We start from the raw sequence: 20,835 nt of genomic DNA on the forward strand, positions 1-20,835 counted from the left end.
TGAGTAAGAGCCATACCGTCTGACTGCTTAAACCCTCGCCACTCAGGGCGCTTTTTTTATGCCCGGTCGGCCTTTTTCCCTTTCTCCGCCGCCTGGGCGCGGGCTTCCGCTTTTCGCTTGCTGCTCATATCGTTACGGATCTGCGCATGGCTCAGCAGTGCGAAGATGAAGGTCCCGCCACAGATATTTCCCGCCAGGGTCGGCAGGGCGAACGGCCAGATAAAGTGGCTCCAGGGCAGATTTCCATTAAACACCAGATAAAGGATCTCGACCGAGCCCACCACAATATGGGTGGTATCCGCCAGGGCGATAAGCCAGGTCATGAGAATAATCACCACGATTTTGGCGGCGCCGGCGACAGGAAACATCCAGACCATGGTGGCGACCAGCCAGCCGGAAATAATCGCATTGGCGAACATCTCTGTCGGACTGTTTTTCATTACGTCTTCGGCAATGCTGACAAAGGCCTGACGGGTTGGCTCATCAAAAATAGGCATATAATTGAAGGCCCATGCGGCCACCGCGGTACCGATGAGATTGCCCGCCAGCACCACCGACCATAGCCGCATCAGCAAACCGACGTTACCGAGGGTGGGATTATGCATCACTGGCAGAACGGCGGTGACCGTATTTTCAGTGAACAGCTGCTGACGGGCCATAATTACGATAATAAAGCCGAAGGTGTAGCCGAGGTTTTCCAGCAAAAAACCTCCCGGGATCCCCTCCAGTTTGACGTGAAAAATTCCCTTCGCCAGCAGGGAGGCCCCCATCGACAGGCCGGCCGCAATCGCTGACCATAGCAGGGCCAGCGCATCGCGCTCCATCTCTTTTTCCCCTTCCTGGCGAATATGTTCATGGATCGCCATCGCCCGCGAGGGAAGGCGATCTTCATTTACTTCGATCTCTTCACCACGCTGATTTTCCTCACTTTCCACTTCTCTTTCGTCATCCTCTGCCTTTAATTTGTTATTGTCTAGTTCATCCATTTCGTGGCCCTCGCTATCAATCTGTATAGTTATAGCGTAGCGGCTTTCCCTGCCGTCTGGCTGGGCATACTCTGAAATCGCAAAAATGGTAACGTCAGATTTTTGTCGCTCCGGTAGAATAGGAGCCCCGCGATTTCGTTATTCCCAGGCTAAGATCAAATCAACAACTTGGGTGATATAGACATCGTTCAACGTGCTGTTACAATCGCTAACATCTTTACGGGCGGAAGCGTTGTCTTTCCGTCATGGATGGCAACTCGCGATAGCCATAAAAACCAGGGAGACATCTATGAATTATCGTCTGTCGGCGCTTGCGCTTGGCGCCACATTGCTGGTGGGATGTGCCAGTTCCAGCTCTGGCGATCGGCCGCAGGGGCGCTCAGACCCGTTAGAAGGGTTTAACCGCACGATGTTTAACTTCAACTTTAACGTGGTTGATCCTTACGTACTTCGCCCCGTCGCGGTGGCATGGCGCGACTACGTCCCACAGCCGGCGCGCAACGGGTTAAGCAATTTTACCAGTAACCTGGAAGAGCCGGCAGTGATGGTGAACTACTTCCTGCAGGGCGACCCCTATAAAGGTATGGTGCATTTTACCCGCTTCTTCCTGAACACCATTCTCGGTATGGGTGGGCTTATCGATGTGGCCGGGATGGCGAATCCGCAGCTACAGCGGGTTGAGCCACATCGTTTCGGCAGTACGCTTGGGCATTATGGCGTTGGCTATGGCCCGTATGTTCAGTTGCCGTTCTATGGAAGCTTTACCTTGCGCGACGAAGGCGGCGATATGGCCGATGGCTTGTATCCGGTGCTCTCCTGGCTGACCTGGCCGATGTCGATCGGTAAATGGGCGGTGGAAGGGATTGAGACACGTGCTCAGCTGCTGGATTCCGACGGCCTGCTGCGCCAGTCTTCCGACCCTTACATTCTGATGCGTGAAGCCTACTTCCAGCGTCATGACTTTATCGCCAACGGCGGTAAGCTGACCCCGGCGGACAACCCGAATGCTCAGGCTATTCAGGATGAGCTGAAGGATATCGATTCACAGTGATCGGCGAATGATAAAAAAAGGGTGAACATAATGTTCACCCTTTTTTGTGGCGCGCTGCTTATCAGAAGCGGTAGTTGAAGTTAGCGCCGTACAGCCAGGCGGTTCCTTCGGAACGGAAGGTATACGGGCCTTCCTTAATTTCAACATGCTGCCCGTGCATGTATGAAACGCCGACGTCAACCGAGGCATCTTTATTGAACGCGTAGGTGGTACCCGCGCTCAGCCACAGGCGATCCTGGTCCGGAATAGAGATAGAGCGGTTATTAGCCGGCACCGGGCTGTCATCGAAGGCGATACCGGTACGGAAGGTCCAGTTATCGTCATAATAATAGGTGGTCCCCAGCGCAAGACGATAGGCGTCCTTGAAGCCTTCCTCTTTATAGAACAGCGTCTGGCCGTTGCTGCCGGTGGCTTTCAGCTCCTGGAACTGACTCCAGCTGGTGTAGGTCAGGCTATAGTGGACCGCCCACTGCGGCGCCACGCGGTTATAGCCGGACAGCTCCCACATTTCCGGCAGGTTAAGGGTTAGCGAACCATTTGTCGTCTGGCCGCTGGTGCCCGCCGGCAGGCCGAAGTTGCCGAGGATCTGGTTATAGGCCGCCGGCAGGCTGCTGCGGTAGTTACCGTCGAAGTCGATCTTGACCTCAGAACGGTAGGTTAAACCGTAGCGGTTATTCTTATCCAGCTCATAGAGGATCCCGGCGTTCCAGCCGAAGCCCCACGCGTTGCCATTAAGATGGGCGATCTGCGTGTCGGCCGGGATCTTCGCTACCTGGCCCGCCAGCGCCGGCGGCAGCGCGCCAGAGCCTGCGACAATCTGCCCCAGATCGCCTGCATAGCGCTCGATCTTCGCCTTGGCGTAGACCGCGTCAAAGCCTAAGCCGAAGCTCCAGTTGCTGTCGAGGCGGTAGGCGCCGCTCAGGTTGAAGTTCGCGGTGGTCAGGTCGGTTTTACCGCCCATGCTGCCGGCCGCATAATCATCGTTATACTCTGTTGCCAGACCATAGTTAGAGGTGATAGACGCCCCCCAACCAAATTGGTCGTTAATCGGCGCGACAAAGTGGAAGTTGGGCACCCACGCCGTCGGGGCGATATTGTCTGCTTTCAGGCTCTTGCCGGTGGGAGAGGTGCCCGAAACATTAACGCCCGGGTCGACAAACACGGCGCCCGCCGACATGGTCGGGCGGTCGAACATCATAATTAATGCCGGGTTACGACTGGCATTACCAGCATCGTCAGCGATCGCCCCTTCACCGGAATAGGCACGACCCAGCCCCGATGCAGAGAATTCGTTGAGCTGGAAGCCTGCTGACCAGGCCTGGGTGGAAACAAGTGCGACAGCCACTGCAAGGGCAGATTGGGTAAAGCGGGTTTTCTGGCTCATGCCCATAACCTCATTGAGTTATTTTTTTTTAAACTATGTTACATGCCGTAACAGAAGCGCGGGAGTGTAGGGTCTGCGGTACAACCAAGAAATCAGACCAGTGCGCTGAGTATAGGTCTGACCAGATGATTTGTTGCAAGTATGTTTATGAAGTTTTTCAATTGTGATAACAGAAACGCGATCCAGCTGGCAAAAATCTCGGAGAGAGCAAGGGGGACAGAAGGGGATTTTTGTTTTAGATCATTTTTAAGTGTGATTTCTGTCACTTAACGCCGGCAGAGCGATTCTCGGCTGGAGGCTCACCGGGGACAGGGCGTAAAATAGGCACATCATTTTTCTGGCACCGAAGGTGCATCTCCAGAGGAAATCTACGATGAGTAAATGTAGCGCTGATGAAACCCCGGTTTGCTGCTGTATGGATGTTGGCACGATTGTTGACAACACCGACTGCACCGCCTCCTACAGCCGCGTATTCGCCAACCGCGCTGAAGCCGAGCAAACGCTCGCCGCGTTAAGCGAAAAAGCCCGCAATGTCGAATCTGAGCCGTGCCAAATTAACCCAACCTTCACTGACGTTGACGGCGGTGTGCAGCTGGATATCGATTTTGTTTTCAGCTGCGAAGCAGAATCCCTGATCTTCCAGCTGGGCTTACGTTAATCCTTCCCCCTCGACGCCCCTGATTAGGGGCGTTTCCTTTTCTTTTCACTGTGTTTTGGCTCGCAATTTTGCGCTTCTCCGATTGGCTTAATGTAAAAAATTAGTTAAGAATGTTATCAGGTCAGACCACTTGGTTGTCTTGGTTAACAGGGGAGTGTTATGAGTCAGGCATTACCGCTTATCACCCGTCAGGGCGATCGCATTGCCATTGTCACGGGGCTACGCACGCCATTTGCTCGTCAGGCTACGGCTTTTCATGGCGTTCCGGCCATTGATTTAGGAAAAATGGTGGTTGGCGAGATGCTGGCGCGCAGCGACATTCCTGCCGAAGTCATCGAGCAACTGGTCTTTGGCCAGGTGGTGCAGATGCCGGAAGCGCCGAACATCGCCCGGGAAATTGTGCTGGGTACCGGCATGAGCGTACATACCGACGCCTATAGCGTCAGCCGCGCCTGCGCCACCAGTTTCCAGGCCGTGGCGAACGTCGCTGAAAGCCTGATGGCCGGTACCATCCGCGCCGGTATTGCCGGCGGCGCCGACTCCTCCTCTGTCCTGCCCATTGGGGTCAGTAAAACGCTGGCCCGCACGCTAGTGGATGCCAATAAGGCACGCACGCTGAGCCAAAAGCTGAAGCTGTTTTCCCGTCTGCGGCCACGCGACCTGCTGCCGGTCCCCCCGGCGGTGGCTGAATATTCAACCGGATTGCGGATGGGCGATACCGCCGAGCAGATGGCGAAAAGCTGGGGGATCTCCCGCGAGCAACAGGATGCCCTGGCGCATCGTTCGCACCAGCTGGCAGCGAAAGCCTGGGAAGAGGGTAAACTGTCCGCAGAGGTGATGACCGCCTATGCTCCCCCTTTCCGCGAACCGCTCGAGCAGGACAACAATATTCGTAAAAATTCAACGCTCGCAGATTATCAGAAGTTACGCCCGGCCTTTGACCGCAAACATGGCACCGTCACCGCCGCCAACAGTACGCCGCTGACGGACGGCGCGGCAGCGGTGATCCTGATGACCGAGTCGCGGGCTAAAGAGCTGGGGCTGAGGCCGCTGGGCTATCTGCGCAGCTACGCCTTTACCGCCATCGACGTCTGGCAGGATATGCTGCTGGGGCCCGCGTGGTCCACGCCGCTGGCGCTGGAGCGCGCTGGCCTGACGCTGGCGGATCTCACGCTTATCGATATGCACGAAGCTTTCGCCGCGCAGACGCTGGCCAATCTCCAGTGTCTGGCAAGCGACCGCTTTGCCCGCGAGGTGCTGGGCCGCTCGCAGGCCACCGGTGAGGTAGATGAAAGCAAGTTTAACGTCCTCGGCGGCTCTATCGCCTACGGTCACCCCTTCGCCGCCACCGGCGCGCGGATGATCACCCAGACGCTGCATGAGCTGCGGCGACGGGGCGGGGGATTTGGTTTGGTGACGGCCTGCGCGGCAGGTGGTCTGGGTGCGGCGATGATCGTGGAGGCTGAATAATGGATACTGTTTCCGCTTTTAAGCTTGAGGTCTGTGCGGACAAAATCGCGGTGATCACCATTGATGCCCCGGGTGAAAAAATGAATACCCTGAAAGCCGAATTTGGCAGTCAGGTACGGGGATTGATACGCCAGTTACGTGACGATAAGTCAGTGCGCGGCGTAGTATTTATCTCCGCCAAAGCGGATAACTTTATCGCCGGCGCTGATATCAACATGATTGCCCGCTGCCGCAGCGCGCAGGAGGCGGAAGCGCTGGCGCGCCAGGGACAGCAGATTATGGCTGAGATCCATGGCCTGTCGATCCCGGTGATTGCCGCTATCCACGGCGCCTGCCTTGGCGGCGGTCTGGAGCTGGCGCTGGCCTGTCATGGCCGTATCTGTAGCGATGACGAAAAAACCCGACTCGGCTTGCCGGAGGTACAGCTTGGCCTGCTGCCGGGTTCCGGCGGGACGCAGCGTTTACCGCGGCTGATCGGGGTCAGCACCGCGCTGGATATGATGCTCACCGGCAAGCAGCTGCGGCCGCGGCAGGCGCTGAAGGCCGGTCTGGTGGACGAGGTGGTGCCGCAGGCGATTTTACTGCAGGCGGCGGTGGAGTTGGCGCTGAAGGGACGACCGACCAGCCGGGAGGTGCCTGTTCGTGAACGCGTACTGGCAGGGCCCCTGGGGCGCCATCTGTTATTCCAGTTTGTCGGTAAACAAACGCAGCGCAAAACGCAGGGAAATTACCCGGCGGTGAAGCGAATCTTGCAGGTCGTCGAGAATGGTCTGGCCCATGGCTGCAGCAGCGGATACGCTGAAGAGGCGCGCGCATTTGGCGAACTGGCAATGAGCCCGCAGTCGCAGGCGCTGCGATCGATCTTCTTTGCCAGTACCGATCTGAAAAAAGACCCTGGCGCCGAGGCGGGCCCCGGTCCGCTGAGAAGCGTTGCAGTACTGGGCGGTGGCTTGATGGGCGGGGGGATCGCCTATGTGACCGCCTGTAAGGGGGGGCTGCCGGTGCGGATTAAAGATATCCAGCCGCGTGGCATCAACCACGCCTTAAAGTACAGCTGGGATCTGCTGAATAAACAGGTTCGTCAGCGTCGACTGCGCCCAGTGGAGCGCGATCGTCAGATGGCGCTGATCTCCGGCACTACCGACTATCAGGGCTTTGCTCATCGCGATGTGGTGATCGAGGCGGTATTTGAAGACCTGGCTCTCAAACAGCGGATGGTCAGCGAAGTGGAACAATACGGCGGGCCGCAGACCATCTTTGCGTCGAATACCTCATCGTTGCCAATCGGCGATATTGCCGCTCACGCCAGCCGCCCGGGGCAGGTAATCGGCCTGCATTTTTTCAGTCCGGTGGAAAAAATGCCGCTGGTTGAGGTGATCCCGCACAAGGGAACCGACCCGCAGACTATCGCCACCGTGGTGCAGCTGGCTAAACGGCAGGGGAAAACGCCGATTGTTGTCGCAGATAAAGCGGGGTTCTATGTGAACCGTATCCTCGCGCCGTATATCAATGAAGCGATGCGCCTGCTGGTGGAAGGCGAACCGATTGAAGTCATTGATAACGCGTTGGTTAAATTCGGTTTCCCGGTGGGGCCGATTCAACTGCTGGATGAGGTGGGTATCGATACCGGCACCAAAATTATCCCCGTGCTGGAGAGCGCGTTTGGAGAACGTTTTAGCCCGCCTGCAAACATCATTGACGCGATTTTGAAGGACGATCGCAAAGGCAGAAAAAATAATCGTGGTTTCTATCTTTATGAGACAAAAGGGCGTAAAAGCAAAAAACGGCCCGACCCGGCAGTCTATCCGCTGCTCGGCATCGGCCGCCCGCAGTCGCGGCTCTACGCGCAGCAGGTGGCGGAGCGCTGTGTGATGATGATGCTTAACGAAGCGGCGCGCTGCTTTGATGAGCAGATTATCCGGAGCGCGCGCGATGGCGATATCGGCGCCGTCTTTGGTATAGGGTTTCCGCCATTTCTTGGCGGCCCGTTCCGGTATATGGATACTATCGGCGCGGGTGAAGTTGCCGCGATCCTGCAGCGCCTGGCCGCCCAGTTCGGCCCACGTTTTACACCCTGTGACACTTTATTACGCATGGCTGAACAGGGGACCACCTTTTGGCCAGCGGATGAACGGCTGACCTAAGTTGTGGTCAAAGAAGGTAAATCCGGCTGCGGACGACGCTGTTGATTGGCTGTTTTGTAAACAATGATTGACTATACTTACGCCATTGAGGTAAAAAACAGCGTTTCATTCGTGGAATGGATCAGGCACAATGCCCGGCCACCGGGTCACCTGCGTATTGTCTTCGCAGGCCAAACTACGGTGCTTCTGGTTAACAAAAGCGGTGCAATATGCAAGTTTTTATTATGCGTCACGGCGACGCTGCCCTCGATGCAGCCAGTGACTCGGTTCGTCCATTAACCGTATGCGGTTGTGATGAGTCTCGTCAGATGGCAACCTGGCTGAAAGGTCAAAAAGTGGATATTGAGCGCGTTCTTGTCAGTCCCTATCTGCGTGCGGAACAGACGCTGGATATTGTTGGGGAGTGCATGAACCTGCCGAAACATGTCGACGTGATGCCGGAGCTCACGCCGTGCGGTGATGTGGGAATGGTGAGCGCCTATCTGCAGGCGCTGGCGAATGAAGGCGTGGCGACGGCGCTGGTTGTCTCCCACCTGCCGCTGGTGGGGTATCTGGTCTCAGAGCTGTGTCCGGGGGAAACGCCCCCGATGTTCACCACCTCGGCTATCGCCTGCGTGACGCTGGATGCCGACGGCAAAGGTGAGTTCCTCTGGCAGAAAAGCCCCTGCAACCTCAAGATGGCCAACGCCATCTGACGGCCCCCCGGAGCCCGCCGTTACGGCAGCTCCGGCGGTTGCCACTCCTCGACCTCAATCAATATCAGCAGTGCGGCGTCACCGCCGTACTCTTTTGGTGCCTGGTGAAACGCCATAATATGCGGATGTTGCGCCAGCCACAGCGGGGTTTGCTGTTTGAGGATGTGTTTCCCGTGCCCGTGCATCACGCAGGCGCAAAACACATGCTCGCGGCGGCAGGCGGCAATTAGCGCGCCCAGCTCCTGTTTGGCCTGCTGCTGGGTAAGCCCATGCAGATCGAGGAACAGCTCCGGCGAATAATCTCCACGGCGCAGCTTTTTCAGCTCGAAATGGCTGACGTCGGGGCGGACATATTTCGTCGAGCCTTCGGTATTCAGTAGCGGTTGAAACTCATCGGAAAAATAGTGGCTGTTATCGACCTGTTCCTGCAGCAAACGCTTAGGAGCAACCTCGGTAATTTTCTTGCGCTGCGGGCGGTGAACAATAGTGTCCTGTTTGATCTTCCGCGTGCCGGTCATCAGCTGACGGAACAGCGCCTGATCCTCCTCGCTAAGCGATGTCTTCTTTTTCATTGTCCGCTCTCATTCATACTTTGCGCTAGTTTACCCGACTCAATATCCCTTCGGGCAAGGAAAACCTGTTTTTTCCCCCGCCCCTTATCGCAAGAATGCTGATTTATCGCCGTCTTCATGGCACACTAGCCGCCGAATTTATAGCAGAGTGTGCCCTGGAGGATGTCGTGGATAAAATTTTTGTTGATGAGGCAGTCAATGAGCTGCATACCATTCAGGACATGCTGCGCTGGGCGGTAAGCCGTTTCAGCGCTGCTAATATCTGGTACGGTCACGGGACTGATAACCCGTGGGACGAGGCGGTACAGCTGGTGCTGCCTTCACTGTATCTGCCGCTGGATATCCCGGAAGACATGCGCACTGCGCGCCTGACCTCCAGCGAGAAACATCGCATTGTAGAGCGGGTGATTCGCCGCGTGAACGAGCGTATTCCCGTCGCCTATCTGACCAACAAAGCGTGGTTCTGCGGCCATGAGTTTTACGTTGATGAGCGGGTGCTGGTGCCGCGCTCCCCGATTGGCGAACTGATCAATAACCAGTTTGCCGGACTGATTAACCATAAGCCGCAGCACATCCTTGATATGTGCACCGGTAGCGGCTGCATCGCCATCGCCTGCGCCTATGCCTTCCCGGAGGCGGAAGTCGATGCGGTAGATATCTCCCCGGACGCGCTGGCCGTCGCCGAGCACAACGTTGAGTCCCACGGCCTGATCCATCACGTGACGCCGATCCGTTCCGACCTGTTCCGCGATCTGCCGAAGCTGCAGTACGATCTGATCGTCACCAATCCGCCGTATGTCGATGAAGAGGACATGGCCGATCTGCCGGAAGAGTATGAGCATGAGCCGGTGCTGGGGCTGGCCTCCGGAAGCGACGGCCTGAAGCTAACGCGCCGTATCCTCGGCAACGCGCCGGATTATCTCAGCGACGACGGGATTCTGATTTGTGAAGTCGGTAACAGCATGGTACATCTGATGGAGCAGTATCCGGATGTGCCGTTTACCTGGCTTGAGTTTGATAACGGCGGCGACGGGGTCTTTATGCTGACCAAACAGCAGCTGATTGACGCCCGTGCGCACTTCGGTATTTATAAAGACTAAAAAAACAACACGCCAACATAACGAAAAAGATTGGAGCCGTGATGGCAGGAAATACAATTGGACAACTCTTTCGCGTCACTACCTTCGGCGAATCGCACGGTCTGGCGCTGGGCTGCATCGTTGACGGCGTGCCGCCGGGCATCCCGCTGACCGAAGCCGACCTGCAGCACGACCTCGATCGTCGTCGCCCGGGTACCTCGCGTTACACCACGCAGCGTCGCGAGCCGGATCAGGTCAAAATCCTCTCCGGCGTCTTCGAAGGCGTTACCACCGGGACCAGTATCGGTCTGCTGATTGAGAACACCGATCAGCGTTCGCAGGATTACGGCGCGATCAAAGATCTGTTCCGTCCGGGCCACGCCGATTACACCTACGAGCAAAAGTATGGTCTGCGCGACTATCGCGGCGGCGGTCGTTCTTCTGCGCGCGAAACCGCGATGCGCGTAGCGGCCGGGGCGATTGCCAAAAAATACCTTGCCGCGAAGTTCGGCATCGTCATTCGCGGCTGCCTGACGCAGATGGGCGATATTCCGCTGGCCATCAAAGATTGGGATCAGGTTGAGCAGAACCCCTTCTTCTGTCCGGACCCGGATAAAATCGACGCCCTGGATGAACTGATGCGCGGCCTGAAAAAAGAGGGCGACTCCATTGGCGCGAAAGTGACGGTAGTGGCTGACGGCGTACCGCCAGGCCTCGGTGAGCCGGTCTTCGACCGCCTGGATGCCGATATCGCCCACGCGCTGATGAGCATCAACGCCGTGAAAGGGGTGGAAATTGGCGACGGCTTCGAGGTGGTGAAGCTGCGCGGCAGCGAAAACCGCGATGAGATCACCAAAGCCGGGTTCCAGAGCAACCACGCCGGCGGCATTCTTGGCGGCATCAGCAGCGGCCAGCAGATCGTTGCCAACATCGCGCTGAAGCCTACCTCCAGTATTACCGTTCCCGGTCATACGATTAACCGCTTTGGCGAAGAAGTGGAGATGATCACCAAAGGGCGTCACGATCCGTGCGTCGGCATCCGCGCCGTACCGATCGCTGAGGCGATGCTGGCGATCGTTCTGATGGATCACTTTATGCGTCAGCGCGCGCAGAATGGCGACGTGACGACGACAATTCCACGCTGGTAACCATGAAAAACACCGTTATCGCACTGCTTGCGCTGTTGGCTAGCGCCGGTAGCCTGGCCGCCACGCCATGGCAGAAAATAACCCAACCGATCGGCGGCAGCGCCCAGTCAATCGGCGCGTTTTCCAATGGCTGTATCGTTGGCGCCGAGGCGCTCCCCCTGAGTGCCCCCGGCTATCAGGTGATGCGTACCGATCAGCGTCGCTACTTCGGTCATCCGGATCTGGTTCAGTTTATTCAGCGCCTGAGTAATCAGGTGCACAATAAAGGAATGGGAACCGTGCTGATTGGCGACATGGGGATGCCGGCGGGCGGGCGCTTTAACGGCGGGCACGCCAGCCACCAGACGGGCCTCGATGTCGATATCTTCCTTCAGCTGCCGCAAACGCGCTGGACATCGTCCCAGCTGTTGAAGCCGCAGGCGCTGGACCTGGTCGCCAGCGATGGCAAGCATGTGGTGCCGTCGCTATGGAGCCCGCAAATCAGCCAGCTTATCAAGCTGGCGGCGGAAGATAGCGAAGTTACCCGCATCTTCGTCAACCCGGCGATTAAACAGCAGCTGTGCCTGGACGCGGGCAGCGACCGCCAGTGGCTGCGTAAAGTCCGTCCCTGGTTCCAGCATCGCGCTCATATGCACGTCCGACTGCGTTGCCCGGCGGGAAGTCTGGAGTGCGAGGATCAGGCGCCGCCGCCGCCCGGCGATGGCTGCGGAGCGGAGCTGCAGAGCTGGTTCGAACCACCTAAACCCGGGTCTACCCCCCCTGTGAAGAAGACGCCGCCGCTGCCGCCTTCCTGCCAGGCGCTACTGGATGAGCATGTGCTGTAATGGATAGTTTTATCGAGTTGTTTGCCGTATCGCCGCTGGTGCTGGTGGTACTCTTCTTTGTCGCCATCCTGGCCGGTTTTATTGACTCACTGGCGGGAGGCGGGGGCTTATTGACTGTCCCTGCGCTGATGGCGGCCGGCATGCCGCCAGCCCAGGCGCTGGCGACCAATAAGCTGCAGGCCTGCGGCGGGTCGCTATCGGCGACCCTCTATTTTGTCCGCCGCAAGGTGGTTAATCTGGCCGATCAGAAGCTGAATATTCTGATGACCTTTATCGGCTCAACCGCCGGAGCGCTGCTGGTGCAGCACGTGCAATCCGATATTCTGAAGCAGATCCTGCCGTTGCTGGTGATTGGCATCGGCCTTTATTTCCTGCTGATGCCGAAACTGGGCGAAGCCGACCGGCAGCGTCGGCTTTACGGTCTGCCGTTTGCGCTGGTCGCCGGCGGTAGCGTAGGGTTTTACGATGGCTTTTTCGGCCCCGGCGCCGGTTCGTTTTACGCCCTGGCTTTTGTCACTCTGGCCGGGTTTAACCTTGCCAAGTCGACGGCCCATGCCAAGCTGCTGAACGCCACCTCAAACGTCGGCGGCCTGCTGCTGTTTATCATCGGTGGAAAGGTTATCTGGGCCACCGGCTTTGTGATGATGGCCGGCCAGTTTATTGGCGCCCGTGCCGGGTCCCGGCTGGTGCTGAGTAAAGGGCAGTCGCTGATCCGGCCGATGATCGTTATCGTCTCGGCGGTGATGAGCGCGAAACTTCTTTATGACAGCCACGGGGCTGAGATTTTGCAGTGGTTGGGAATTCATTAATGCAACAGCAACACCATTATCAGCAGCTGATAGACCTTTTCGACAGCTGCTTTGCCGAAGAATTTAATACCCGCCTGATTAAAGGCGACGATGAGCCGATCTACCTTCCGGCTGACGATGAAACGCCCTATCACCGTATCGTGTTTGCGCACGGATTTTTTGCCAGCGCCCTGCACGAGATCTCTCACTGGTGTGTCGCCGGCAAGGCGCGTCGCGAACAAGTAGATTTTGGCTACTGGTACTGCCCGGACGGCCGCGATGCGATGACCCAAAGCCAGTTTGAGGATGTCGAGGTGAAACCGCAGGCCTTTGAGTGGCTGTTCTGCGTGGCGGCGGGATTTCCGTTTAACGTCAGCTGTGACAATCTGGAAGGGGACGTTGAGCCCGATCGCATCGCCTTCCAGCGCCGGGTGCATGCTCGGGTGATGACTTTACTTGAACAAGGGATCCCCGAACGTCCGGCGCGCTTTATTCGCGCGTTACAACACTATTATCAAACGCCGCCATTGACGGCGAAACACTTTCCGTGGCCGGAAGACCTGCACTAAGGCCGCACATTACATGACAAGAGGTAAGATGATGATCGCGGAGTTTGAATCACGCATTCTGGCGCTGATTGACAACATGGTAGACCACGCCAGTGATGATGAACTGTTTGCCGGCGGTTATCTGCGCGGCCACCTGACGCTGGCGGTGGCTGAGCTGGAAGGTGAGGGCGAGCATTCTGCTGACGCGGTACACAGCAGAGTTAGCCAGAGCCTGGAGAAAGCCATCAGCGCTGGCGAACTGTCGCCGCCGGACCAAATTCTGGTGCAGGGGATGTGGCATAACCTGTATCAACAGGCGAAAAATCAGGCCTGAGCCATGTTGTAGCCCGGGTCAGGCGTCAGCCGTACCCGGGAAATTGCCTGCCCTCATGGTTTTATTTCACCGCTTTTCCCTTCAGCAGTTTTCTCACCCACAGCCGATTCGGATTCAGCGCCGCCAGGGTGTCGCTATCCAGCGGCAGCGGTTCCGTGCTCATTTGCGCCGCCAGCAGCTCAGCGCTTAACGGCGCGGTGCAAAGTCCGCGCGACCCGAGCGCGCCAAGCATAAACAGGTTACGACAGACCGGCGCGCTATCGGCGATATCCGGTTGTTCGTGGAGGCTGGCGTATTGCGTCAATGTTGCCGCGTAGTCCGGCACGTTGCCGACCATCGGTAGATGATCGCGGGTGGCGCAGCGCACGCCGCAGCGAGCGTCGTTGGCGCTGATATCCACGTCCTGTGGCCACTCCGCGCCCGGGAAGCAGTCGATCAGCCGTTGCCGGTTGTGCTGCTGATCTTCTTCGCTGAAGGTGGTGTCGGTTTTCCCGCGGTGGTAGCTGGCGCCAATGCAGTGCTGCTGATTTTGCGGATTCTGTGGCGTCAGGTAGCCGTCGTAGCACAGCACCTGGCGCAGGGCGGCAAGCCGCGGGGTGGTGGGAATATGGCTGACCTGGCCGCCAACCGGGTAGACCGGCAGTTGGGCTGTTTGCGCAAAACCAGTGATGCGGTGGCCGTTCGCCAGAACCACCGCCTGATGATAGCGCTGCTGATTGAGCAGCCAGCCATCGCCCTCCGCGCTGAGCGTTTCGACGGGATAACCATAGTGCACGTGCAGTCCGCGCGTGGCCGCCAGCGCCAGCAGCTCGGCGGTGAGCTGCTGCGGGCACAGCCAGCCGCCGGCCGGATAGGTGATGCCGCCGCAGCCGGTATCGACGCCGGTCAGCCCGGCAACCTGTTCCGCCGTCACCGCGCAGGCGATGTCCGGGGGTAAATTCAGCGCCAGCATCTGGGCGATTTTATGCGTGCTTTTCTCATCCCAGCCGAGCTGGGTAACACCGCACCATTGGTGATCGAACATCACCGGCAGCGCGTCATACATTCGGCGGGCGAAGGTAAAGGCGGCCGGAAAAAAGCGTGCCAGCGCCGGATCGTGCTGACTTAACAGCGGATACAGCGCGCCCTGGCGATTGCCGGAGGCGCCCTGCGCTGGAGCCTCATCGGCGCAGTAAAGGGTCACCTGCCAGCCGCGGCGCAGCAGCGCCAGGGAGAGCAGGGCGCTGGCGATCCCGCCGCCGATGATGGCCGCCTCGCGGGCATCGCTGCTACTGCGAGCGAACCAGGGGACGCGCGCAGGAAAGCTCAGCGTTTGCGCCATCTCGCCGGTCAGCATCTCCCGCTTGCGGCCGAAGCCTTTGCTTTTACGCATGGTAAAGCCGGCCTCCTGCAGGCCACGGCGGACAAAACCGGCGGAGGTAAAGGTGGCCAGCGTCCCGCCGGGTCGCGCCAGGCGCGCCATGGCGCTGAACAGATCCTGAGTCCACATGTCGGGATTTTTCGCCGGGGCAAAGCCGTCAAGAAACCAGGCGTCCACCTGCTGGTTCAGCGAATCATCCAGCTCCCTGGTCAGCTCATTGATATCGCCAAACCACAGATCGAGCGTCACCCGCCCGCCGTCGAGCAGCAGACGATGGCACCCGCCGAAGGCCGACGGCCATTGCGCCTGCAGCTGCTGCGCCCACGGAGCCAGCTCTGGCCAGCGCTGGTGCGCCAGGCGGAGATCCTCAGCCTTCAGCGGATATTTTTCAAAACTGATGAAATGTAACCTTTGCAAGGTAACGTCCGGGTTATCACGAACAAAAACGTCAAACGCCTGCCAGAGGGTGAGGAAATTGAGCCCGGTGCCGAAGCCGCTCTCCGCGACGATCATCAGCGGGCGAGGGTGGCTGGGGAAGCGCTCCGGCAGGCGATTTCCGCCGAGAAAAACGTAGCGAGTCTCTTCCAGACCGTTGTCATTGGAAAAGTAAACATCGTCGAAATCTCGGGAAACAGGTGTACCCTCAGCGTTGAATTCCAGGTTGGCGGGTTGTATGGCGTTTTGTTTCACGTAAGTTACTCGAATCACAAGGCGTAGCACGATCTTAACGATGTGTGCCTGAGGGCGCAAATTTATACACAAAATGTCTGATCGGACTTGTTCGGCGTACAAGTGTACGCTATTGTGCGACACGAAACTTAAAATAGTGCGACTTACAGAGGTATTTAATGAAACGTGCAGTGATTACTGGCTTGGGCATCGTTTCCAGCATCGGTAATAACCAGCAGGAAGTCCTGGCATCTCTGCGTGAAGGACGTTCAGGGATCACTTTCTCTCAGGAGCTTAAAGATTCAGGGATGCGCAGCCACGTATGGGGCAACGTCAAACTGGATACCACTGGCCTCATTGACCGCAAAGTAGTGCGCTTTATGAGCGACGCCTCCATCTATGCTTACCTGTCCATGGAACAGGCTGTTGCCGACGCAGGTCTGGCGCCTGAAGCATATCAGAATAACCCGCGTGTCGGCCTGATCGCAGGCTCCGGCGGCGGTTCCCCGAAATTCCAGGTCTTCGGCGCCGATGCCATGCGTAGCCCGCGTGGTCTGAAAGCCGTGGGCCCGTATGTGGTCACCAAAGCGATGGCTTCCGGCGTTTCCGCCTGCCTCGCTACGCCGTTCAAAATTCACGGCGTTAACTACTCCATCAGCTCGGCCTGCGCCACTTCCGCCCACTGTATTGGTAACGCGGTAGAGCAGATCCAGCTGGGCAAACAGGACATCGTCTTTGCCGGCGGCGGCGAAGAGCTGTGCTGGGAAATGGCCTGCGAATTCGACGCCATGGGCGCGCTGTCCACTAAATACAACGACACCCCGGAAAAAGCGTCCCGTACCTATGATGCTAACCGTGACGGCTTCGTTATCGCCGGCGGCGGCGGTATGGTCGTGGTGGAAGAGCTGGAACACGCCCTGGCGCGTGGCGCGCACATCTACGCCGAAATCGTCGGCTATGGCGCGACCTCCGATGGCGCGGACATGGTCGCCCCGTCTGGTGAAGGCGCAGTGCGCTGCATGCAGATGGCGATGCATGGCGTTGATACGCCGATCGACTATCTGAACTCCCACGGTACCTCCACTCCGGTCGGCGACGTGAAAGAGCTGGGCGCCATCCGCGAAGTATTCGGCGACAACAGCCCGGCTATTTCGGCAACTAAAGCGATGACCGGCCACTCGCTGGGCGCGGCGGGCGTACAGGAAGCCATCTACTCCCTGCTGATGCTGGAGCACGGCTTTATCGCGCCGAGCATCAACGTTGAAGAGCTCGACGAGCAGGCTGCCGGCCTGAACATCGTCACCAAACCGACGGACGCTAAGCTGACCACCGTAATGTCCAACAGCTTCGGCTTCGGCGGCACCAACGCCACGCTGGTGATGCGTAAATACAACGCCTAATCAGCATGTGATGCGCAAAGGGGAGCCACCGGCTCCCCTTTTTTGTCATCTTGACAGGGTAAGAGCCCGCAGGCACACTGCTCGCGGATCCATTAGTCTCTCCACTAATGCGTAAGCGTTTAACGTCAACCAACGCGCCTTAACCCTGATAATCAGGTGGAGGGGGCGTGTCGCTTTGCTCGCCTTACTCTGCGAATCTGGAGTAATGCATGTCCGCAGTTACTGAAACAACATCCAATTCTTCGGCGAATTTTTCGCTTTTCCGTATTACGTTTGCCGTCTTTTTGACCTATATGACCGTTGGTTTGCCGCTGCCGGTGATCCCACTCTTTGTCCATCAGGAGCTGGGATTTGGCAACACCGTGGTTGGCGTGGCGGTAGGGATCCAGTTCCTCGCCACCGTTCTGACCCGGGGGTACGCCGGACGTCTGGCAGACCAGTACGGCGCTAAACGCTCTGTCCTGCAGGGGATGCTGGCCTGCGCCCTGGCGGGCGCGGCATGGCTGGCCGCTGCGCTGCTGCCGCTGCCGGTGCTCGCCAGGCTCGGCCTGCTGCTGCTGGGCCGCTTGATCCTCGGGTTTGGCGAAAGCCAGCTGCTGACCGGAAACCTGAGCTGGGGGATGGGCCTGGTGGGACCGGCCCGTTCCGGCAAAGTGATGTCATGGAACGGCATGGCGATGTACGGCTCGCTGGCGGTGGGCGCCCCGCTGGGATTATTGATCTATAGCCATTTTGGCGTGGCGGTGCTGGCCTGTGTCACCATGGGACTACCGCTCGTCGCCTGGCTTATTAACGGTACCGTGCGCAAAGTGGCGGCCCACGGAGGCGAGCGGCCTTCACTCTGGAGCGTCATCGGCATGATCTGGCGGCCGGGCATTGGCCTGGGCCTGCAGGGTGTCGGCTTTGCGGTGATCGGCACCTTCGTCTCCCTCTATTTCGCCAGCCATAGCTGGCCAATGGCCGGCTTTACCCTGACGGCGTTTGGTGGCGCCTTTGTGCTGATGCGAGTGCTGTTCGGCTGGATGCCGGATCGGTTTGGCGGCGTTAAGGTGGCGATGGTCTCGCTGCTGATAGAGGCGGTTGGTCTGACGCTGCTGGGACTGGCGCCGAATGCCTGGCTGGCGCTGGCCGGTGCGGCGCTGACCGGGTGCGGCTGTTCGCTTATTTTCCCCTCACTTGGCGTGGAAGTAGTGAAGCGCGTCCCGGCGCAGGTGCGCGGCACCGCGCTCGGCGGCTATGCGGCCTTTCAGGACATCTCCTATGGCCTGACCGGGCCGCTGACCGGCCTGCTGGCGACCTCGCTGGGCTACTCGTCGGTGTTCCTTGCCGGCGCCCTCTGCGCGGCGCTGGGGATCCTCGTCACCCTTATCTCATTTCGCCGCTAGGTTATTGTCCGGCCTGAAATCGCTGTAGGAAACACCGCAGCGTTTGGCATGAAGGGGAGCCGTAAACGCCGCCGGTGGCTGCTGGGCTACAGCAGGAGCCACAGCACAAGGAGCAGGACAACCGCGCCCAGCGCCAGCTGCCACGGCTTAGCGCTCCACGTCCGCCTGGCGACAGGCTCCTCCTGCGGGATGGCCAGCGTCTCCTGGGCGCGGGCCACCCGCAGCACAAACACCTTGTTCAGCAGCGCCAGGATCTGCGCCGGGCTCAGCGTGGTCCGCGGCGTGACCTGCCAGCTGCGACTGGCGAAGTCGACAATTGTCTGCCACTCCGCGGCCTCCAGCGGCTGCTTGAGCGCTCCCTGCAGCGAGGTGAGCGTCGGCACGCTTTGCGCACTCAGCGTTTGCCGCGCCTGCAGCCAGTACGAAAGCGGCAGGAAGTGCGTCGCCGGGATCAGCTCCCCGGACTTGACGCCGCAAAGCTCCAGCATGGATTGCCAAATCAGCTTGCTTGGTTCGCCGGTAGCGGCCGCCAGCTTAGTCACCAGCTGATTGAGCGTATTATGCTCGGCTGGCAACAGCGGGCGCAGGGTCGGCGGGCGCTGCTGCGGCTGCGGGATCGACAGCTGGCCATGCTGCAGCAGATGCAGAATGGTCTCCAGCTGCGTCTGGCTAAGGGCATGCAGCGCCGTTTGCCCATAATGCTGACGAATATAATCGCTCACCGCCTGGCGGTTATTGCCCTGACCGAGCAGATCGCTGAGCTGCGCTAAGGTCTGGCGATGATGATGATTATCCTGAGCGGCGGCTAAGCGCTGGTTGAGACTGGCCTCCGCGGCGCTGAAATGGCAGGCCAGCAGGGGCGAGTCGCCTTTCAGTCCGAGGTCATGTTTGACGCAGGCCCACACTTCCGCGTTCTGCTGCGAGGTCAGCGCCACCAGGCGCGTGATCAGTCGCTCCAGAACGGTGCGTTGCTGCATGGAAAGCGAAGGTTCGCCGGTGGCGGCAGTGCCTGATGGGCCTCGCCCTGGAGGACGGTCTGGCATATCAGCAAGGGGGTGCGTCATGATTCATCCTTTCGATATCGCGGTGCTGGAACCAGGTGATGAGTATGCCTGGCGGCCAGATTATGGCACACTTCCCCAGTTAACTCTCGTTCTCAGACAGGTACTGAACTGTGAAAATCCTCGTTGATGAAAATATGCCCTATGCCCGTGAGCTTTTTAGCCGTTTAGGCGACGTGCAGGCGATCCCAGGCCGTCCGGTCCCGGCCGATGCCCTGACCGATGCGGATGCCCTAATGGTGCGCTCGGTCACCCGGGTCAATGAAGCATTGCTCGCCGGCAAGGCCATTAAGTTCGTCGGCACCGCTACCGCCGGCACCGATCACGTCGATCAGGCGTGGCTGCAGCAGGCGGGGATTGGTTTCTCTGCGGCGCCAGGCTGTAACGCCATTGCGGTGGTAGAGTACGTCTTTTCATCGCTGCTGATGCTGGCTGAACGCGACGGCTTTGCGCTGCGCGATCGCACCGTCGGGATCGTCGGCGTCGGTAACGTTGGCGGGCGACTGCAAAAGCGCCTGGAAGCGTTGGGGATCAAAACTCTGCTCTGCGACCCACCGCGCGCCGATCGCGGCGACGAAGGTGACTTCCGCTCCCTCGAGGCGCTGGTCCAGGAAGCCGATGTCATCACCTTCCATACGCCGCTGTATAAAGAAGGGCAATATAAAACCCTGCATCTGGCGGATGAGGCGCTGATAAGCCGCCTGAAGCCTGGAACGATTTTGATCAACGCCTGCCGCGGGCCGGTGGTCGATAACGCCGCACTGCTAAAGCGGCTGGAAGCTGGTCAGCCGCTGAGTGTGGTATTGGACGTCTGGGAGCCGGAGCCGGATCTAAACGTTGAGCTTCTCAAGCGAGTGGATATCGGTACCGCGCATATCGCCGGCTACACCCTCGAAGGGAAAGCGCGCGGGACGACGCAGGTTTTTGAAGCCTACAGCGCCTTTATCGGCCATCCGCAGCAGGTAGCGCTGGACACTCTGCTGCCGGCGCCGGAATTTGGCCGCATTACCCTGCATGGACCGCTCGATCAGCCGACGCTGAAAAGACTGGTCCACTTGGTGTATGATGTGCGCCGCGATGATGCGCCGCTGCGGAAGGTGGCCGGCGTCGCCGGTGAATTCGACAAGCTGCGTAAAAATTATCAGGAACGTCGCGAATGGTCTTCGCTGTATGTGCAGTGCAGCGATGAGCAGGCGGCGACGCTGTTGCGCCAGCTCGGTTTTAACGCCGTGCATCATCCTGTTCGTTAATGTCTTCTTAATGCCCCTGCCGGATACTC

At 58.7% G+C, this 20,835-nt stretch carries 19 protein-coding genes; 14 read left to right on the plus strand and 5 right to left on the minus strand.

Annotated features, from left to right (window positions below; translation table 11 throughout):
* Nucleotides 1-56 precede the first annotated feature (56 nt).
* The gene (locus KB892_RS06125) at nt 57-986 is read right to left on the minus strand and encodes a formate/nitrite transporter family protein (RefSeq protein WP_002913363.1); all 930 of its coding nucleotides are present in this window, start codon (nt 984-986) and stop codon (nt 57-59) included.
* Nucleotides 987-1,275: 289 nt separating this feature from the next.
* Here KB892_RS06125 and mlaA point away from each other — a divergent pair, with 289 nt between their 5' ends.
* Nucleotides 1,276-2,037 (plus strand): phospholipid-binding lipoprotein MlaA, encoded by a 762-nt coding sequence (gene mlaA, locus KB892_RS06130; protein ID WP_002913362.1) that lies wholly within the window; start codon nt 1,276-1,278, stop codon nt 2,035-2,037.
* Nucleotides 2,038-2,098: 61 nt separating this feature from the next.
* Here the strand turns inward: mlaA and fadL are convergent, their stop codons facing one another.
* Nucleotides 2,099-3,421 carry a long-chain fatty acid transporter FadL gene (gene fadL / locus KB892_RS06135; protein WP_002913360.1) on the minus strand — a complete coding sequence of 441 codons (1,323 nt, stop codon included), beginning with the start codon at nt 3,419-3,421 and terminating at the stop codon, nt 2,099-2,101.
* Between the two features lie 373 nt (nt 3,422-3,794).
* Between fadL and KB892_RS06140 the strand changes: the two genes are divergently transcribed.
* The 4 genes from KB892_RS06140 to sixA all read left to right on the plus strand — a co-directional run bounded on the left by KB892_RS06140 (nt 3,795) and on the right by sixA (nt 8,388).
* Nucleotides 3,795-4,079 (plus strand): YfcZ/YiiS family protein, encoded by a 285-nt coding sequence (locus KB892_RS06140; RefSeq protein ID WP_002913359.1) that lies wholly within the window; start codon nt 3,795-3,797, stop codon nt 4,077-4,079.
* Between the two features lie 159 nt (nt 4,080-4,238).
* Nucleotides 4,239-5,549 (plus strand): acetyl-CoA C-acyltransferase FadI, encoded by a 1,311-nt coding sequence (fadI, locus tag KB892_RS06145; protein ID WP_002913358.1) that lies wholly within the window; start codon nt 4,239-4,241, stop codon nt 5,547-5,549.
* On the plus strand, nt 5,549-7,693 hold the full coding sequence (gene fadJ, locus KB892_RS06150) for a fatty acid oxidation complex subunit alpha FadJ (RefSeq protein ID WP_004151100.1): 2,145 nt from the start codon (nt 5,549-5,551) through the stop codon (nt 7,691-7,693). Before fadI ends, fadJ begins: the two co-directional genes overlap by 1 nt.
* A 209-nt stretch (nt 7,694-7,902) precedes the next feature.
* On the plus strand, nt 7,903-8,388 hold the full coding sequence (sixA, locus tag KB892_RS06155) for a phosphohistidine phosphatase SixA (RefSeq protein ID WP_002913355.1): 486 nt from the start codon (nt 7,903-7,905) through the stop codon (nt 8,386-8,388).
* A gap of 20 nt (nt 8,389-8,408) precedes the next feature.
* On the opposite strand, the gene smrB is transcribed toward sixA, so the two are convergent.
* Nucleotides 8,409-8,960, minus strand: a complete 552-nt coding sequence (gene smrB, locus KB892_RS06160) for an endonuclease SmrB (RefSeq protein WP_002913348.1) — start codon at nt 8,958-8,960, stop codon at nt 8,409-8,411.
* A gap of 167 nt (nt 8,961-9,127) precedes the next feature.
* On the opposite strand from smrB, the gene prmB reads away from it, so the two are divergent.
* The 6 genes from prmB to KB892_RS06190 are packed head-to-tail and all read left to right on the plus strand — an operon-like array spanning nt 9,128 to nt 13,681.
* Complete coding sequence (gene prmB, locus KB892_RS06165; RefSeq protein WP_002913346.1) at nt 9,128-10,060, plus strand: 50S ribosomal protein L3 N(5)-glutamine methyltransferase; 933 nt, start codon at nt 9,128-9,130, stop codon at nt 10,058-10,060.
* Nucleotides 10,061-10,101: 41 nt separating this feature from the next.
* Nucleotides 10,102-11,187: a chorismate synthase gene (aroC, locus tag KB892_RS06170; protein ID WP_002913342.1), complete on the plus strand. Its 1,086-nt coding sequence runs from the start codon at nt 10,102-10,104 to the stop codon at nt 11,185-11,187.
* Nucleotides 11,188-11,189: 2 nt separating this feature from the next.
* Nucleotides 11,190-12,011, plus strand: coding sequence for a penicillin-insensitive murein endopeptidase (gene mepA / locus KB892_RS06175; RefSeq protein WP_002913341.1), 822 nt, complete (start codon nt 11,190-11,192; stop codon nt 12,009-12,011).
* On the plus strand, nt 12,011-12,820 hold the full coding sequence (locus tag KB892_RS06180; RefSeq protein WP_002913340.1) for a sulfite exporter TauE/SafE family protein: 810 nt from the start codon (nt 12,011-12,013) through the stop codon (nt 12,818-12,820). The genes mepA and KB892_RS06180 overlap by 1 nt, the downstream gene beginning before the upstream one ends.
* Nucleotides 12,820-13,368, plus strand: a complete 549-nt coding sequence (locus KB892_RS06185; protein WP_002913339.1) for an elongation factor P hydroxylase — start codon at nt 12,820-12,822, stop codon at nt 13,366-13,368. Before KB892_RS06180 ends, KB892_RS06185 begins: the two co-directional genes overlap by 1 nt.
* A 31-nt stretch (nt 13,369-13,399) precedes the next feature.
* A complete protein-coding gene (locus KB892_RS06190; RefSeq protein ID WP_002913338.1) occupies nt 13,400-13,681 on the plus strand; it encodes a YfcL family protein in 282 nt (93 codons plus the stop codon).
* A gap of 61 nt (nt 13,682-13,742) precedes the next feature.
* Here the strand turns inward: KB892_RS06190 and mnmC are convergent, their stop codons facing one another.
* A complete protein-coding gene (gene mnmC, locus KB892_RS06195) occupies nt 13,743-15,731 on the minus strand; it encodes a bifunctional tRNA (5-methylaminomethyl-2-thiouridine)(34)-methyltransferase MnmC2/FAD-dependent 5-carboxymethylaminomethyl-2-thiouridine(34) oxidoreductase MnmC1 (protein ID WP_004151101.1) in 1,989 nt (662 codons plus the stop codon).
* Nucleotides 15,732-15,889: 158 nt separating this feature from the next.
* Between mnmC and fabB the strand changes: the two genes are divergently transcribed.
* Together fabB and KB892_RS06205 are read left to right on the plus strand one after the other, a co-directional pair.
* A complete protein-coding gene (fabB, locus tag KB892_RS06200) occupies nt 15,890-17,110 on the plus strand; it encodes a beta-ketoacyl-ACP synthase I (protein WP_002913291.1) in 1,221 nt (406 codons plus the stop codon).
* A 209-nt stretch (nt 17,111-17,319) separates the two neighbouring features.
* Entirely contained in the window at nt 17,320-18,495 is a 1,176-nt protein-coding gene (locus KB892_RS06205) for an MFS transporter (protein ID WP_004149211.1), read from the plus strand.
* A gap of 86 nt (nt 18,496-18,581) precedes the next feature.
* On the opposite strand, the gene flk is transcribed toward KB892_RS06205, so the two are convergent.
* Nucleotides 18,582-19,559 (minus strand): flagella biosynthesis regulator Flk, encoded by a 978-nt coding sequence (gene flk, locus KB892_RS06210; protein ID WP_004188930.1) that lies wholly within the window; start codon nt 19,557-19,559, stop codon nt 18,582-18,584.
* 110 nt (nt 19,560-19,669) lie between these two features.
* Between flk and pdxB the strand changes: the two genes are divergently transcribed.
* Nucleotides 19,670-20,806, plus strand: a complete 1,137-nt coding sequence (pdxB, locus tag KB892_RS06215) for a 4-phosphoerythronate dehydrogenase PdxB (RefSeq protein ID WP_002913228.1) — start codon at nt 19,670-19,672, stop codon at nt 20,804-20,806.
* Nucleotides 20,807-20,835 lie beyond the last annotated feature (29 nt).

Origin of the sequence: Klebsiella sp. P1927 (genome assembly GCF_018204675.1) — a bacterium.
GTDB classification, from domain to species: Bacteria; Pseudomonadota; Gammaproteobacteria; order Enterobacterales; family Enterobacteriaceae; genus Klebsiella; species Klebsiella pneumoniae.

Coding starts and splice junctions, on each gene's coding strand:
- KB892_RS06185 (WP_002913339.1), top strand. CDS start 12,820: ATGCAACAGCAACACCATTATCAGCAGCTGATAGACCTTTTCGACAGC.
- KB892_RS06205 (WP_004149211.1), top strand. CDS start 17,320: ATGTCCGCAGTTACTGAAACAACATCCAATTCTTCGGCGAATTTTTCG.
- smrB (WP_002913348.1), bottom strand. CDS start 8,960: ATGAAAAAGAAGACATCGCTTAGCGAGGAGGATCAGGCGCTGTTCCGT.
- KB892_RS06140 (WP_002913359.1), top strand. CDS start 3,795: ATGAGTAAATGTAGCGCTGATGAAACCCCGGTTTGCTGCTGTATGGAT.
- fadJ (WP_004151100.1), top strand. CDS start 5,549: ATGGATACTGTTTCCGCTTTTAAGCTTGAGGTCTGTGCGGACAAAATC.
- aroC (WP_002913342.1), top strand. CDS start 10,102: ATGGCAGGAAATACAATTGGACAACTCTTTCGCGTCACTACCTTCGGC.
- sixA (WP_002913355.1), top strand. CDS start 7,903: ATGCAAGTTTTTATTATGCGTCACGGCGACGCTGCCCTCGATGCAGCC.
- fabB (WP_002913291.1), top strand. CDS start 15,890: ATGAAACGTGCAGTGATTACTGGCTTGGGCATCGTTTCCAGCATCGGT.
- fadI (WP_002913358.1), top strand. CDS start 4,239: ATGAGTCAGGCATTACCGCTTATCACCCGTCAGGGCGATCGCATTGCC.
- KB892_RS06190 (WP_002913338.1), top strand. CDS start 13,400: ATGATCGCGGAGTTTGAATCACGCATTCTGGCGCTGATTGACAACATG.
- KB892_RS06180 (WP_002913340.1), top strand. CDS start 12,011: ATGGATAGTTTTATCGAGTTGTTTGCCGTATCGCCGCTGGTGCTGGTG.
- mlaA (WP_002913362.1), top strand. CDS start 1,276: ATGAATTATCGTCTGTCGGCGCTTGCGCTTGGCGCCACATTGCTGGTG.
- KB892_RS06125 (WP_002913363.1), bottom strand. CDS start 986: ATGGATGAACTAGACAATAACAAATTAAAGGCAGAGGATGACGAAAGA.
- fadL (WP_002913360.1), bottom strand. CDS start 3,421: ATGAGCCAGAAAACCCGCTTTACCCAATCTGCCCTTGCAGTGGCTGTC.
- flk (WP_004188930.1), bottom strand. CDS start 19,559: ATGACGCACCCCCTTGCTGATATGCCAGACCGTCCTCCAGGGCGAGGC.
- mepA (WP_002913341.1), top strand. CDS start 11,190: ATGAAAAACACCGTTATCGCACTGCTTGCGCTGTTGGCTAGCGCCGGT.